Below are 14,618 nucleotides of genomic sequence, written 5' to 3'. Positions count from 1 at the left end.
TGTTCATATGAGATTTGCGGATGATTTTTTAAATACAAAAGGTATGGAGGGTTTTATGGCAGAAGATAAAAGGAAAGAAGAAATTGCGGTAATTGAAATCAATGAAGAATTTATGAAGAAAAAATTATATGAATTTCGAGGAACTAAAGTGTTATTAGATGCAGATTTAGCTGAAGTATATGGATATGAACTTAAGGCTTTTAATCAGCAGGTAAAAAGAAATATTGAAAGATTTCAGAACGATATGATGTTTCAATTATCTGATAATGAAGTTGAATATTTGCGGTCACATTTTGTGACCGCAAATATAAGCAGCAAATCCCGTAGTAATCCTTATGTTTTTACGGAACAAGGTGTATATATGTTAATGACGGTGCTAAAAGGAGAATTGGCGGTAAGACAAAGCATTGCTTTGGTAAGAACTTTTAAAAGAATGAAAGATTACATATTAGAAAATCGTGATTTAATCGGACAGAGAGAATTACTTCAGTTAAGCATGGAGACTGCTAACAACAGAATTGAAATTAGTAAAATCAATTCTGATATGATATCTCTTGAAAAACAGATTTCTGATGTTGCAGAAGGCTTGAAGGATGTAGTGACGAAATCTGAACTTGCGGATATGATGAACAGTTTTATTTCAGATGATGATGAAAAATGGCTTATGTTTAATGCAAAATTTAGTAGTGCGGATGAGGTTTACGAGTCTATTTACAGGCAGGCAAAGTCATCAATATATGTGGTTGATAATTACATTGGTTTAAGAACGCTGGTACATCTTAAGAATTCTCCGACAGGAGTAAATATTATTTTATTTAGCGATAATGTTGGGAATAATAAACTTCACAACATAGAATATATGGATTTCCGTAAGGAATATCCAACTGTAAAACTGTCAATGAAGAAGACTGGTGGTATATTCCATGATCGGTTTATCGTGCTGGACTATGGAACGACGGATGAGAGAGTCTTTCTGTGTGGTGCTTCTTCCAAGGATGCCGGGGCTAGAATAACAAGCATCGTTGAGGATTACGGAATAGCCAAATACAACTCTGTTATTGTAGGATTATTGAAAAATTCGCCATTAGTATTACCGAAATAGGAGTGTGAGATTATTGAAGAAGAAAACAAGATGTTACATATATACTCGTGTATCTACGGCTATTCAGGTTGATGGCTATAGTCTTGATGCACAGAAGGACCAAGCTAAGAAAATATGCAGAATTTCAAGATATGAAGATTGTAGAAGAATATTCTGATGAAGGGCATTCCGGTAAGAATATAAAAGGTCGTCAGTGATTGTCCTTTCTACCAAAAAGATGGTGAGAATGCTCCCACCACCTCCTTGGATTCTTTTTCGATAGATTAGTTTGTCTTCTCGTAAAAATTCATGCGAGCTTCGTGATATTCAAGATCGCGCTTAGCACTTTCCTGTTCGCGAATCTCACGTTTGTGATCATTGATGAGATTCTGGATTGCAGTGATAAGGAATACCACACTGAACAACAGCCAGATTGCAAGAAGAACAACAACGAGAATAGTCTGTAACATTTCCATAGTCGCCACCTCCATTAATCCAGGAAATCGTCATCTTCATCAGATGCGAAATCAGACTCAGCAGATGCCTTGCCACCAAGAGGCTCACCGTCACGAATCTTCTGCAGATTGTTAAGACCGCAGGCGATACCCTTATTGCCAGAGCTATTGAAGGCATAGAAGCTGATGCTGGCGCGACCATATACACCGGAGTAGACTTCGGAACGAGTAAGGATTGGATTGCGGTCTGCATCCACGATGCCAGGAGCAGAGGTTGCATTGGCATTTACAAAATAGGCATTGGCGTAGGCCGGATCGTCCGGACGCTCCATGTCACCATCACGAAGGGGCGTCTTGATGACAGAGAGGGCAGGTACGGACTTACCATTGCCCTTGAGCTTGGCCTCGCCCTCCTTGTAAGCGGCCTCAATGGCAGCTTCAATCTTGGCGATGGTCTTGGTATCAGACTTCGGGATGATCAGAGATACGCTGTACTTCGGAGTACCTCCATTGATGGATTTCAGCTCCCAGACGTTCGCATAAGACCAACGAGTGTCAGGACCAGTGATTACCTTCATAGGATTGTTGATTTTTACATTCTTGTTCATTTAATTTTCCTCCATAAAATCAGTTTTGGCATTGTTCATTGCCGGACGTTTATCGCTCTCCGGCACGAGCGTCGGTTTACCTTGGGGCTTTTCGATATAGGCGGTAAGCAGCTCATCGAATCTGGATTTTCCAAGACACTTCTGCATGGCAGTGATGCCAAGGAGCTTCTTTTCATATGGATCAAATCCGGCATCCGTAACTGCCTGGATGACTGCTTCCTCATTGGAATACTTGCGGTTGGATCTTCCTTCGACTAACTTCCAGCCGTTCCATTCCTTTCCGCTGATGGCCTGCTGCAGAGCGTATTCCTTGATATCAGATGCCCAGACGACTAATTCATCTGCACGGGAGAGGATGTATTCAATCTCCGAATCCTCTAAAAGAGTTGGGAGCTTGAAATCGTACTGAGCCAGTGTGAGATTGGCCTCGGCTCTGGCACGGCATTTGTGCTTGGCCTTACAGAAACCACACTATTCGCCGCAGAGGAAGTTCCCGTCTCCTGCAAAGGCAAGATCTGCGGTCGGCTTCAGCACTTCATCCGCCCACTTGTACAGCTCATCCTTGGAAATCTCAAAGGTGGAGATGTTCTGACGCCTTGGCTGGTAGATGGTCATGCTGACGTTATCAATGTCGTAGATGTCATCAAAGAGCTCCAGAGCACCGAGCGCGTAGCATTTCATCTGAGGATTGTCAGTCGCATCTACGAGTACACCAAGACCATGCTTGTAATCGCATATTCTCAAGGTGCCATCTGCAATGATGATGCAGTCGGTCTTTAGCTTGTACTCACAAAGCTCGTGAGCATCAGTGCCTTCCGCAGCATAATTGCTGCCTTTATCCTCGTATGTTTCGCAGAGCCTTGCGGAAGGCGGGCAGTGGAGCCAGCGGTCCGAAGAGGAAGCAGATAAGATAGCGTGTCCTTTAGGTGGCATCGTCAAGCACCTCCGCATCCTTTAACAAGGCTTCATAGTGCTTCGGATCAACAGCAGATAGCTTGGAAGCACCATACTTCTGAAGTAATGTACGGATAGCAGCGGTATGCCCGGCACGGGACTTCTCTGCTAAGACAGCTCGTACATCCTCAAGCTTCAGCTCCGGTTTCTTTTCTTCCTTGGCAGCAGGCTTCTCGACAGGTGCGCTGTCAGCAGTGCCACCAAACTGTTCTGCTAACCAGTTGGCTGCTTCATTAATAGCAGCGGCTGCACTGCGCAGCTCTTCGATGGTCATAGCCATATCGCTCATTTTGCTCATAGCGACGTTCTCCTTTCTCTGATTGTCTTTGCTGTGCGAGGATTGTCATGTTTCTCGCCATTCTTGCGGATACGTGGGAGATTGCATTCAGTACTGCAATCAGCTCTGTGTCGTTACCGCCTGAATCGAAGTAGGGCTTCTTCATTTGCTTTACCTCCGTTTCTGTGATGGTTAAGGCTTGTTGTTTCGTGCCTTACACCTTCCACTGGGGATGAGTGGCGGATTTGAGCGGAGAAAAGTTGATAAAATATAAAATCCCTCCGGGCATCGGTTGATGGCATGCCAAGAGGGATGAATTGCTACATACGATATGTAGGATTAATGGCCACGGACCTTACGGAGCTCCGTGCGGATCTTCTTCATCTGATCAGCGAAGGTACGCTGCGGGCGACCGAGCTTTTCAGCGATTGCACGATCTGAGATCTTGTAATCATCAAGCCAGCACTGAATGATGGTATCAGCATCCGGATCGAGCTCACGCAGTCTGGCAAAAAGCTGCTCCAACAGCATACGATCGGCGAAGACTTCCTCCATAGGTTTACTGCGGTCGGAAATATAGTTGCCAAGGGTGCCGCTGCCATCTGAGAGAGGCTGATCCAGAGAGGTGATGTCTCCAGCAGCGTGATATTCACAGTCAAGGCAGTCGCCATCGCATCTCCATATGAAGCGATATGGGCACATGCACCTGCCGTGATCCTGCTCCTTGTGGCGAATGCGGTCGGTTTCCTTATAAAATGAATTGTGCTGTTCCTTGGTGACCGGGACCTTTTCGCCGGTGCTGCGAACGTAAATAAAGTAAGTCTTCTGATTGTCATTGTTTTGCATAATGAAAGCCCTCCTTCGGCTTTTGCCGAAATGGAGAGCTCCAGACATGCAAAACCAGACCACAGGCGTGAGGGCATACCGAAGGATTACTCCATTTCGGCTGCGCCTCACTTCCGGTTATCGGTACAGTATTTGATTGTCGTCGGTAGTCACGTGGAACCGGAAACACCCTGCGCAGATGGCTCCCACGTGCTAAAGCAAGTATGCCATTTTTAGGGATCGGAACCTCAGACACAGGCATGTCCGTTTTTTGCAGTGCTGATGGGCAGAAACGAGAAGGCCAAGATGAGCTTTACATTGAAAAAAGGGCAAAAAAAGGCCGGACATAGTTGTGTCCGGCATGGAAATTTGAGAACGCACAAATAAAAAATAATATCAACAAATAACAGAAAACTATTGAAAAAACATATTTATGATTTATAATAAAATAGATGGGTTGTATTCAGATTCAAATTACGAGGTGAGAGCATGGAAGAAATCATGAATGACAAATGGATAGGCATAGATGAAGCTGCGGAATATTTAGGAATCAAAACAGTCACTCTTCGTAGCTGGATCAGAAATGGCAAAGAAGATTTGCCTGCTCAAAAAATCGGGAAACAGTGGAAGTTTAAAATTTCCGAACTTGATGAATGGGTTAAGAGCGGTAAAAGCGCTGACTGATTCATGAGGAAAATCAAAGAAAATCATTAGACAAGGAGCAGACAAAGATGGCTGTCAAGAAAACGCAATTATATGCATCGCTGTGGGCGAGCTGTGATAAACTTCGCGGAGGTATGGATTCCTCAGAGTATAAGGACTATATCCTGACACTTTTATTCATGAAGTATGTCACTGATAAATTTAAGAATAAAGGAGCATATGAAGACATTAAGGTCTTTGATAAGGCACATGATAAAGATCCAGATCCAGAGAAGCGAACGGGCTGCTCTTTTGACGACTTTATTGCTCTGAAGGGAAAAAAGAACATCGGCGAGGGCATGGATAAAATCATAGCTCGCCTTGCTGACGAGAACACTGACCTGAAGGGTGTTATTGATATTGCTCATTTCAATGATGAGAAGAAGCTGGGAAGCGGTAAAGAAATGGTCGATAAATTGACTGATCTTATCTCTATCTTCCAGCGTCCGGAACTTGACTTCTCTCGAAACAAGGCAGAAGGTGATGACATCATCGGCGATGCCTACGAGTATCTAATGCGTAAATTCGCTACAGAGAGCGGAAAGAGCAAGGGACAATTCTATACGCCTGCAGAGGTTTCCAGAATTCTTGCTAATGTAGTAGGCATTAGTCACTGCACGGATGCTAGCGCCACGGTATGCGATCCGGCTTGTGGTAGTGGTAGTTTGTTGATTCGAGCTATCGATGCAGCGCCATTTCCAATTATGGGTTATGGTCAGGAAAAAGAAAGCACAACAGCTGGTCTTGCTAAGATGAATGCTGTTCTGCACCGTAAGGCTGAAATTATCATCAAGAGCGGTAATACATTCTCAAATCCGCAGTATATGGATAAATCGGATAACTCCGTACTTGAGCGTTTTGATTACATAGTGGCAAATCCGCCTTTTTCCATGAAAAACTGGCGCGATGGAATTGCCGGTAAAGAATATGGTCGGTTTGAGGGCTATGGGGATATGCCTCCGGAAAAGAACGGAGACTATGCTTGGCTTATGCATATTCTTAAAACTCTAAAGTCAAATGGTAAGGCTGCGGTTATTTTGCCTCATGGAGTCCTCTTCCGTGGAAATGCAGAGGCTACCATCAGAGAAACTATTATAAAGAAACATTGGATCAAGGGCATTATTAGCCTTCCGGCAAACTTGTTTTATGGCACTGGAATAGCTGCATGTGTACTCGTGATTGATAAAGAAGGTGCTGCAAACCGACAGGGCATCTTTATGATTGATGCTAGCCGTGGGTATGTTAAGGATGGCAATAAGAATCGTTTGAGAGAACGCGATATCTACAGAATCATTACTACCTTTAATGAGCAGATTACTACAGATCCTAAGTATGCGCGTTTCGTACCCAATGATGAAATTGAAAAGAAGAATGAGTATAACCTGAACATCACCCGATATATTGACTCCACAGATCCGGAGGATATTCAGGATATTTATGCCCATATTCATGGCGGCATTCCTGCGATTGACATCGATGGTCTATCTAAATACTGGAAAGTATTTCCTTCGCTGAAATCAGAGCTGCTGTCAGCTATTAGCGAAAAATACTACAGCTTGAATGTTGAGCACGAAAGTATTCGACAAACGATATATAAAAATACTGAATTCTCGAAGTATGGTGAGAAACTCGATGAGGCATTTGCTGCATGGAAGGCAAAAGAATATCCGGTTCTTTCTGCCCTTAATGAAGAAGTGGTTGCAAGAGAGCTGATTGTAAGTCTTGCTAAAGATATCATTGCCGAATTTGAACACCTGACACTGATTGACAAATATGATGTATATCAGGTGTTGCTGGCCTATTGGAATGAGGTCATGAACGATGATGTGTCGCTTATCATAAGCGAATCGGATGGCTACACCAACGCCAGAGCGACAGACAATATCGAGGAAGAGATTACGCAGGGAAAGAATAAGGGTGAAATGAAGGTCATCGGATGGGAAGGTCGTTTGCTCCCGAAATCTATTGTAGTAGATGCCTTTTTCCGTGAAGAGAAGAATGCCATAGAAGAAGCCGAGAGCATTATTGACGAGACGGAAGTTCGGCTTTCTGATCTGATTGAAAGTGCGGACGAAGAATCTGCTCTTGCTGATGTGGTTGAGAACGGGAAAGTTAAAGCGAAGGATATCGAAGCCAAAATAGTTGAGTTGACAAGCACGATTGAAACAGAAGAAACCATAGAGCTCGAAGTGATCCGCATGGATCTCCAGTTTGTCAATACAAAGAAGCGGCTGGAAGCGTATCTTGTGGGGCATCCGCTTTGCAAGAGTGCAGTCAACGAAAATGGAAAAATTACAAAGAGCTCTATTGACTATCGGTTACGTATTATTCGTACAGAAGAATGCATACCTGAGAGCTTGCAGGATGACGTAAACCAGTTGAAGGCAGCTTTAGATCTTTGTGGCAAGGTGTCAGATTACAATAAGGTTGTCAAAGAGCTGAACAAGGCTCTGGATGAAAAGTGCCGGGCAAGATATGAAAAATTTACAGATAACGAAATTCTAGATCTGCTTGTGAACAAAAAGTGGTTTGATAGCATTTTCTTTGGAATCAGTGATTTGTATACTGCGATTTCCCATCGTTTGACGAGTAGGATTATTGAACTTTCTGAGAGATACGAGGATACACTGCCGGAGCTTGACAAAGTCACTACTGAATATGAGGCAAAGGTAAAGTCTCATCTTGAAAGGATGGGATTCAAATGGTAAATGCAATTTTAAGAACATATATTCCTGATGATTGGAGTGTAATCACGTTAGGAAATTATGCACAGATTTTTAGAGGCGGCTCACCAAGACCTATTCAAGCATTTTTGACGACAAGTGATCAAGGTGTTAATTGGATAAAAATTGGCGACGTAGGTGAGGAAGATAAATTCATAAAATCAACTGAAGAAAAAATCGTACCAGAGGGAGTTTCATGTTCTAGAATGGTATTCAGAGGTGATCTTATTCTCTCTAATTCGATGAGCTATGGACGTCCATATATCATGAATATCGAGGGTTGCATTCATGATGGTTGGCTCGTCATTCAAAAATATGACAGAGTCTTTGATAGAGACTATTTGTATTATGCGCTTAGTTCGGGTTTGACAATGAAACAGTATGTTGCAATGGCAGCTGGGAGCAGTGTTCAGAACCTAAATAAGGAGAAAGTTTCAAAAGTAGTTCTACCTTGTCCAAGGATATCTGAACAAAAATCAATAGCAGAAGTTTTATCGGATATAGATACACTAATTATAGATTTGAAAAAAATTATTCGTAAGAAAAAAGATATTCGCCAAGGAACAATGCAAATGCTTGTAACTGGAAAGAAACGATTAAGTGGATTTGATGGAAACTGGAGAGTGACGACTCTAGATCGGCTCTGCTATATAGTGACAAAGCAAACAGGATTTGATTATAGCGCAGAGATTAAGCCGTCGCTTGTGACTACACCACAAATTGGAACCATCCCATTCATTCAAAATAAGGATTTTGAGGCGTTTGATATCAATTACAATACAGACTTTTTCATTCCCTATGATGTAGCAGAAAAGTATCCCAGGATCCTTCTGAATGAGGTGTGTCTACTGATATCAATTTCAGGGCGCATAGGAAACGTTGCAATCTTTGATAATGAGCAGACTTCGTTCGCTGGAGGAGCGGTTGGTATTGCAAAACTGTATGAGCCTGAATTGGCAAGTTGGTGCATGCTGTATTTGTCTAGCAAGGACGGACAAGAGCAGATTTTCTCCAATGAAAAAGTTGGAGCACAGCATAATTTGACGGTAGCTGATGTCCGAAAACTCGAAATCAAGATGCCTGCAAAGTCAGAGAGAGAAGCTATTATCAAAGTTTTAACGGATATGAATGATGAAATCGAAGTCCTTGAAGAAAAATTAGATAAGTATCAAAAAATCAAACAAGGTATGATGGACGAATTGCTGACCGGCAAGGTCAGGTTAGTGTAAGGAGGTGCCTGTCAGATGAGTATTGGTGATGCCGAAATTAAAACACAGGAAAGAGTGATCCGTTTCTTTAAAGAACCGGAGATCTTGGGCTACCAGTATATTGGTAACCTGTCAGATTATCCGAATAAGAACATCAAGGAAGATCGTCTGCGCCAGTACCTTCGACTGAAGGGCTATGCAGACAAGCTGATTGATGCTGCTATTATGCAGCTTCAGCAGGAAGCCGGGAATCTTTCGCGTGGAGTTTATGATGCTAATAAGACTGTGTACTCACGCTTGAAGTACGGCATTCCTGTCAGCGAGAGTCCAGAAAAATCTCCGGTGACAGTAGAGCTTATTGATGAGGCTAATCCATTGAATAATGACTTTGCCATCGCTGAGGAAGTGACGGTCGTTGAGCAATCGGAAAAGAGGCCGGATCTTGTTGTTTATTTGAATGGTATAGCAGTGGCAGTTATAGAGCTGAAACGAAGCGGCGTCTCTGTATCCGAGGGTATTCGCCAGAATCTGACAAACCAAAAGAATTCATTCATACAGAGCTTTTTTACCACGATACAGTTCTGCATGGCAGGAAACGAATCTGAAGGACTGCGCTATGGAACACTCCTGACTGGGGAGAAGTTCTACATGGAATGGAAGGATGACGGTTTCAAAGAACATGAGGAAGAACGTGATCCGGTAGATGTTCGTATCAGTAAAACCTGCGAAGGCATAGAGAACAAACTCCTGAAGCAGATATATGCCATGTTCGATAAGGAACGTTTTATCGACCTTATCATGAATTTTGTTGTATTTGATAAAGGCATCAAAAAAGTATGCCGGTACAATCAGTATTTTGGCATCAAGCGTACCCAGCAGAGGCTTACTAATCTGAGAACGGAGCTTCACAATCCAAACAGAGATCCGGATAAACCGATGGGTGGTATTCTTTGGCATACACAGGGTTCTGGCAAAACGCTGACAATGGTATGGCTTGCAAAATGGATTCTGACACATTGGGCGGAGCTTAATGCTCGTGTCCTTATCGTGACAGACCGAGATGAGCTTGATGAGCAAATAGAAAAAACATTCACTGGTGTGGATGAGAATATTGCTCGTACCAAGAGCGGTAAAGATTTGCTGAATCGCCTGAATGTATATGATGATTCGCTGATTTGCTCGCTGGTACATAAGTTTGGACGTCGTGGTGGTGAAGCGACAGAGAATGACTATGACAAGTACATAGAAGAGCTGAAAGCGTCCCTCCCTGCCAATTTCGAGGCAAAAGGAAATCTTGTGGTGTTTGTTGACGAATGTCACAGAACACAGTCTGGTAAGCTTCATACGGCGATGAAGACCATCATGCCGAATGCTGTATTTATAGGCTTTACGGGCACTCCACTGCTGAAAAGGGATAAGAAGATCAGTATTGAGGTTTTCGGTACATATATCCACGCTTACAAGTATAACGAAGGCGTGGCCGACGGTGTCGTTCTGGATCTTCGTTATGAATACCGCGATGTTCCACAGGATTTGTCTTCACAGGATCGTGTTGACCAGTGGTTCGACGTAAAGACCAGAGGGCTTTCCTCTCGTGCAAAGGCAAAGCTCAAGGAGAAGTGGGGCACGATGCAGAAGGTGTATAGCTCCCGCTCGCGTCTTGAAAAGGTGGCATGGGATATCATTCAGGACTTTAATATGAAGCCGCGTCTGATGGATGGAAACGGCAATGCGATTCTTGTAGCCGATGGTATTCCTACGGCCTGTAAGTATTACGAAATTTTCCAGCAGATGGGCTTTAAGAAGTGCGCCATCGTATCTTCCTATACACCGAATAAGGGAGAATTGCGAACTGACACCGTCAGCGACGAGGATGATACAGAAACTTTCCTTAAATACGAGACATATCTGAAGATGCTGGGACTTGATCCATCTGATCTTCCGAATGCGGGATCGGTTCAAGTCAAGGTGGAGAAATTTGAAAAGGAAGCAAAGCGCAAATTCGTAGAGGAGCCTGCGAATATGAAGCTCCTCATCGTCGTGGACAAGCTTCTCACCGGGTTTGACGCACCTCCTTGCACGTATCTATACATTGACAAGAGAATGCAAGACCACGGCCTTTTTCAGGCAATCTGCCGAGTCAATCGTCTTGATGATGATACGAAGGATTTTGGCTATATCGTGGATTACAAGCAGTTGTTTGGACAGCTCCAGACCGCAATGAAGGACTATACTTCCGGCGCTTTTGAAGGATATGATCCGGAGGATGTAAAAGGACTTGTCAAAGATCGCCATGATGCTACGGTATCCTATTTTGAGGAAGTGTATGATGCTGTCGAGGAACTCTGTGAAGGCGTCGAGGAACCACGTGGAGAGATCCAGTACATCCATTATTTCTGTGGCGTATCTGGACAGTCTGAGGAGAGCGACGAGATTTATGCACGCCTGAGAGAAAAACTCTATCGTCTTGTGAGCAGTCTTGTCAGAGCCTTCGCAGAAGCAAAACCATATCTGATTGATGACATCTCATCTGGCAAATTGAATGAATATGATAAGAAGGTCACTTTCTACATCGAGTTGAAGAAAACCATCGGTACGGTCAGTGGTGACTTTCTCGATTTGAAGGCATATGAACCTGATATGAGAAAGATGATCGATAACTATATCACGGCAGCGGATGCAGAGAAGATTGGTGATTTTGATGATCTTACCCTATTGGATTTCGTAGCAAAGCAGGGTGAGACACTTACCGGTGAAGGCGATAGCGGCCACAAGGAAGGTGCAGCAGAGGCAATCGAGAATAACATCCGTAAGAAGGTTATCGAAAAGGTCACAGTCAATCCACGCTATTACGCAAAGATGTCAGAAATCCTTGATAAGCTCATTGAAGAGCGTAAGCAAGGAGTTCTTGACTACGCTGAGATGCTTGAGAAATATATAAAGCTGGCCAAGGATGTTGATTGCCCAGAGGATAACGACAAATATCCGGAAAGTATCCGCAAGAGTAAGGCCCTCATGGCTATTTATGATAACACTGGAGAAGATGAGAAACTTGCTATCAGAATCCACAAAGCTGTGAAAAAGCAGGCACTGTTTGGGTTCAGAGATAATCAGGTAGTAATACGAAGAATAAAGAAAGCACTCTATGAGATTTTGGGTGATGACTCTGAAGTGGAGCGCATCTATAAGATCATTGAGAAGCAGGAGGAGTTTTAATGCGCATTGTCATTTCCGGTATCCCAATTGATGTGCAAAAAAAGAATATAAAAAATATGCACCTTCAGGTGAAGCCGCCGGATGGACATGTGGTAATTTCTGCGCCCTTATCCGTGGACGATAAAGCTATAGAGGCTTATGTCAGAACTCAGCTGGGCTTTATCAAGAGGGCTATCGCGCAATTTCAGGATCAGCCAAGAGCATCAAAGCGGCAGTATGTTTCAGGTGAGACGATGTATATATGGGGAAAGCAGTACTTTCTTGTCTTTAAGCCTGACAATCAAAAGAACCGCTTCGAGATTCAGAATCAAAATATTATTCTATCCATGAGTGCTAAGAGTACCGTGAAACAGCGAGATGCTTATGTGAAAGAAGAATATCGAAAGATTCTGAAGGAAGAAATAGAAAAGCGTCTGCCTAAGTGGGAAGCGCAGACAGGACTTAAATGTGATTCTTGGCAAACAAAATATATGGTTACAAAATGGGGTGCCTGCAGTACAGGCAAAAAGAAGCTGTGGTTCAACCTACAGCTCGCCCAGAAACCGTATGCCTGCCTTGACTATATTATTTTACATGAGCTTACACATTTAATCACAAGAAAGCATGACGCTACATTTATCGCACACATGGATAAGTGCATGCCTAATTGGCGCGAAATTCGTAAAGAACTCAATGACAGCAGGTTGGACTACTATGAAGCACAGGATGAAAGTCCACTGCAGAAACTGATCGACCAATCTCGTTATGACGATATACGGGACGCAGCCATAGCTTATATTCAAGAGGAACGTTCTGGTGACACGAAAAGGCTGTCGATCGTTGATATGGAAATCGAGAATGTTATCCATATTGAACAGCCAGAAGATGGCGTGATTGCATTCGATGTAATTGCATCATGCGATGTCGAAATGCCGTCCGCTTCTCACAAGGGATATTTTAATGAGCGCTGGCTTAAGATTCATTGTCAGGTCACTCTTGGTATTGATATGAGCGGGTTCCGAATCATGTCTGTTGGTAACTGTGAGATGCAAGAGGAATCTGATAATGACCGCCTGTCCGGAGAGCTGGTACCTATTATCTCTAGCGACCAGTTTGAAGACGAGGCGGAGAAGTTCCTGACAAGGTATTGTCCGGATGCGTTGGATAAACCGATGAGGGTTCCAATCGAGACGATAGCCAGCGATATGAAGCTACATGTTATCGAGGATGTACCTCTATCGGATGATCTTACTTATTTTGGGACAATCATATTTGATAACGTGAATGTTCTCGATAAGCACAGGAAGATTACAATTCGCAATGCTAAACGCGGAACCGTATACCTTGATCAGCGTGTTTCCTATGAGAGATCTGTAGGAACAAAGCGCACTACGCTGGCACATGAGTGTTTTCACTGGTATCGTCATCAGCCATATCATGTGTTGATGAAAATGATAGGTGCTAACGATAATCTTGGAAGAGCTATCCAGTGCCAAATAGCTGCAAACACAACTGATTCAGATAAATGGAAGGCTGTAGACTGGATGGAGTGGCAAGCCAAAGGCGTTGCTCCGAGAATCTTGATGCCTGCGAAAACGACGTGCTTGAAGGCAAATCAGCTTCTTGCAGCTTATGGCGGGATTGATGATGCGAGCATTGCAGCCTATGAGAATGTCATTGATGAAATGGCGGAGCTGTTCGATGTGTCAAGACAGGCCGTAAAGGTTCGTTTGATGGATCTGGGGTATTCCAAAGCCGAAGGTGCATATCCGTTTGTGGATGGTCAGTATGTTCGTGGATATTCATTTGAAGCAGGTGCCTTGGGTAAGAATCAGACATTCACTATTCCTTATGCCGATTTGTTTAAGGCTTACTGTTTCGACCGCGAGTTTAAGAAACTAATTGACAGCGGTCAGTTTGTTTTTACAGATCGTCACCTCGTTCTCAACAATGAGAAATATATAGTGAGGAATCAAGCCGGAAATGTGACACTGTCAGAATATGCACTCACACACATGGATGAGTGTTGCGTTGTTTTCTCGAAGGGGTATAGCTATCAATCGAAATATCAAGGGGCGAAGTATTACACGCAGTTCATGCGGAACGCCGCTCCTGTTGAAAATCAGGTTGAGTATTCCTTTGAACTAAACACGCATAACCGAACGCTACTCGACCAGATTCAGAACGCCAAGCGTCGGTCAGAAGCCCTGCGAAAATATCCCGGTTCCTTTGCCGAAACGCTGGTAGCTTTACAAAAAGAAAGAAAGCTCTCGAATAAACAGTTAGCAGACCGTTCGCTCGTAGGAGAAAAGACCATCCAGCGTTTGAGAAATGATGAAGCGTATCCAACATCTGTACAGACAGTTCTGGCGTTATGCGTAGGACTAAAGCTGCCACTGCCGGAGGCTGAAATGTTTCTTGGTAAAACTGACTTTAAATTAAATTCATTGAAGGGCGAAGGATACGTTTATCAATGCGTAATGGGAGCCTGTGCAGAGAATTCAATTTATGAAATAAATGAAATGCTTAAAGAAAACGGAATTACTCCTCTGGGGAGCGATCCCGGTCTTCAGTAATACGAGGAGGGATG

10 protein-coding genes and 2 pseudogenes are annotated in these 14,618 nt (G+C 43.5%); 7 read left to right on the top strand and 5 right to left on the bottom strand.

The window, feature by feature from the left end:
• Positions 1 to 55 precede the first annotated feature (55 nt).
• Both EUBELI_RS07435 and EUBELI_RS13930 read left to right on the top strand, forming a co-directional pair.
• On the top strand, positions 56 to 1,102 hold the full coding sequence (locus EUBELI_RS07435; RefSeq protein ID WP_041688705.1) for an ORF6N domain-containing protein: 1,047 nt from the start codon (positions 56 to 58) through the stop codon (positions 1,100 to 1,102).
• A gap of 13 nt (positions 1,103 to 1,115) precedes the next feature.
• Positions 1,116 to 1,293: pseudogene (locus EUBELI_RS13930) on the top strand (recombinase family protein); the annotation flags it as partial.
• A gap of 72 nt (positions 1,294 to 1,365) precedes the next feature.
• Here EUBELI_RS13930 and EUBELI_RS07430 read toward each other — a convergent pair.
• From EUBELI_RS07430 to EUBELI_RS07410, 5 genes and pseudogenes are all read right to left on the bottom strand, one after another.
• Positions 1,366 to 1,557, bottom strand: coding sequence for a hypothetical protein (locus EUBELI_RS07430; protein ID WP_041688207.1), 192 nt, complete (start codon positions 1,555 to 1,557; stop codon positions 1,366 to 1,368).
• 14 nt (positions 1,558 to 1,571) lie between these two features.
• A complete protein-coding gene (locus tag EUBELI_RS07425; RefSeq protein WP_012739766.1) occupies positions 1,572 to 2,144 on the bottom strand; it encodes a DUF2815 family protein in 573 nt (190 codons plus the stop codon).
• Positions 2,145 to 3,077 (bottom strand): annotated as a pseudogene (locus tag EUBELI_RS07420) (DUF2800 domain-containing protein).
• A complete protein-coding gene (locus EUBELI_RS07415; protein WP_012739762.1) occupies positions 3,067 to 3,396 on the bottom strand; it encodes a hypothetical protein in 330 nt (109 codons plus the stop codon). The pseudogene EUBELI_RS07420 and the gene EUBELI_RS07415 overlap by 11 nt, the downstream one beginning before the upstream one ends.
• Before the next feature lie 318 nt (positions 3,397 to 3,714).
• Complete coding sequence (locus EUBELI_RS07410) at positions 3,715 to 4,221, bottom strand: sigma-70 family RNA polymerase sigma factor (RefSeq protein ID WP_041688206.1); 507 nt, start codon at positions 4,219 to 4,221, stop codon at positions 3,715 to 3,717.
• A 468-nt stretch (positions 4,222 to 4,689) separates the two neighbouring features.
• On the opposite strand from EUBELI_RS07410, the gene EUBELI_RS07405 reads away from it, so the two are divergent.
• Genes EUBELI_RS07405 through EUBELI_RS07385 form a run of 5 tightly spaced genes read left to right on the top strand, consistent with a single transcriptional unit; the run spans position 4,690 to position 14,604 of the window.
• Positions 4,690 to 4,884 carry a helix-turn-helix domain-containing protein gene (locus tag EUBELI_RS07405; RefSeq protein ID WP_012739759.1) on the top strand — a complete coding sequence of 65 codons (195 nt, stop codon included), beginning with the start codon at positions 4,690 to 4,692 and terminating at the stop codon, positions 4,882 to 4,884.
• Between the two features lie 47 nt (positions 4,885 to 4,931).
• Positions 4,932 to 7,610 carry a type I restriction-modification system subunit M gene (locus tag EUBELI_RS07400; protein ID WP_012739758.1) on the top strand — a complete coding sequence of 893 codons (2,679 nt, stop codon included), beginning with the start codon at positions 4,932 to 4,934 and terminating at the stop codon, positions 7,608 to 7,610.
• Complete coding sequence (locus tag EUBELI_RS13655; protein WP_012739757.1) at positions 7,604 to 8,854, top strand: restriction endonuclease subunit S; 1,251 nt, start codon at positions 7,604 to 7,606, stop codon at positions 8,852 to 8,854. The genes EUBELI_RS07400 and EUBELI_RS13655 overlap by 7 nt, the downstream gene beginning before the upstream one ends.
• Before the next feature lie 15 nt (positions 8,855 to 8,869).
• Positions 8,870 to 12,049: a type I restriction endonuclease subunit R gene (locus EUBELI_RS07390; RefSeq protein ID WP_012739756.1), complete on the top strand. Its 3,180-nt coding sequence runs from the start codon at positions 8,870 to 8,872 to the stop codon at positions 12,047 to 12,049.
• Positions 12,049 to 14,604, top strand: coding sequence for a YgjP-like metallopeptidase domain-containing protein (locus EUBELI_RS07385; protein WP_012739755.1), 2,556 nt, complete (start codon positions 12,049 to 12,051; stop codon positions 14,602 to 14,604). The genes EUBELI_RS07390 and EUBELI_RS07385 overlap by 1 nt, the downstream gene beginning before the upstream one ends.
• The last annotated feature ends 14 nt before the right edge of the window (positions 14,605 to 14,618 follow it).

The organism is [Eubacterium] eligens ATCC 27750, from assembly GCF_000146185.1.
In the GTDB taxonomy this organism is placed as follows: Bacteria; Bacillota; Clostridia; order Lachnospirales; family Lachnospiraceae; genus Lachnospira; species Lachnospira eligens.
The sequence above is the reverse complement of the archived record's forward strand: the minus strand, read 5'-3'. Positions and strand labels throughout refer to the sequence as shown.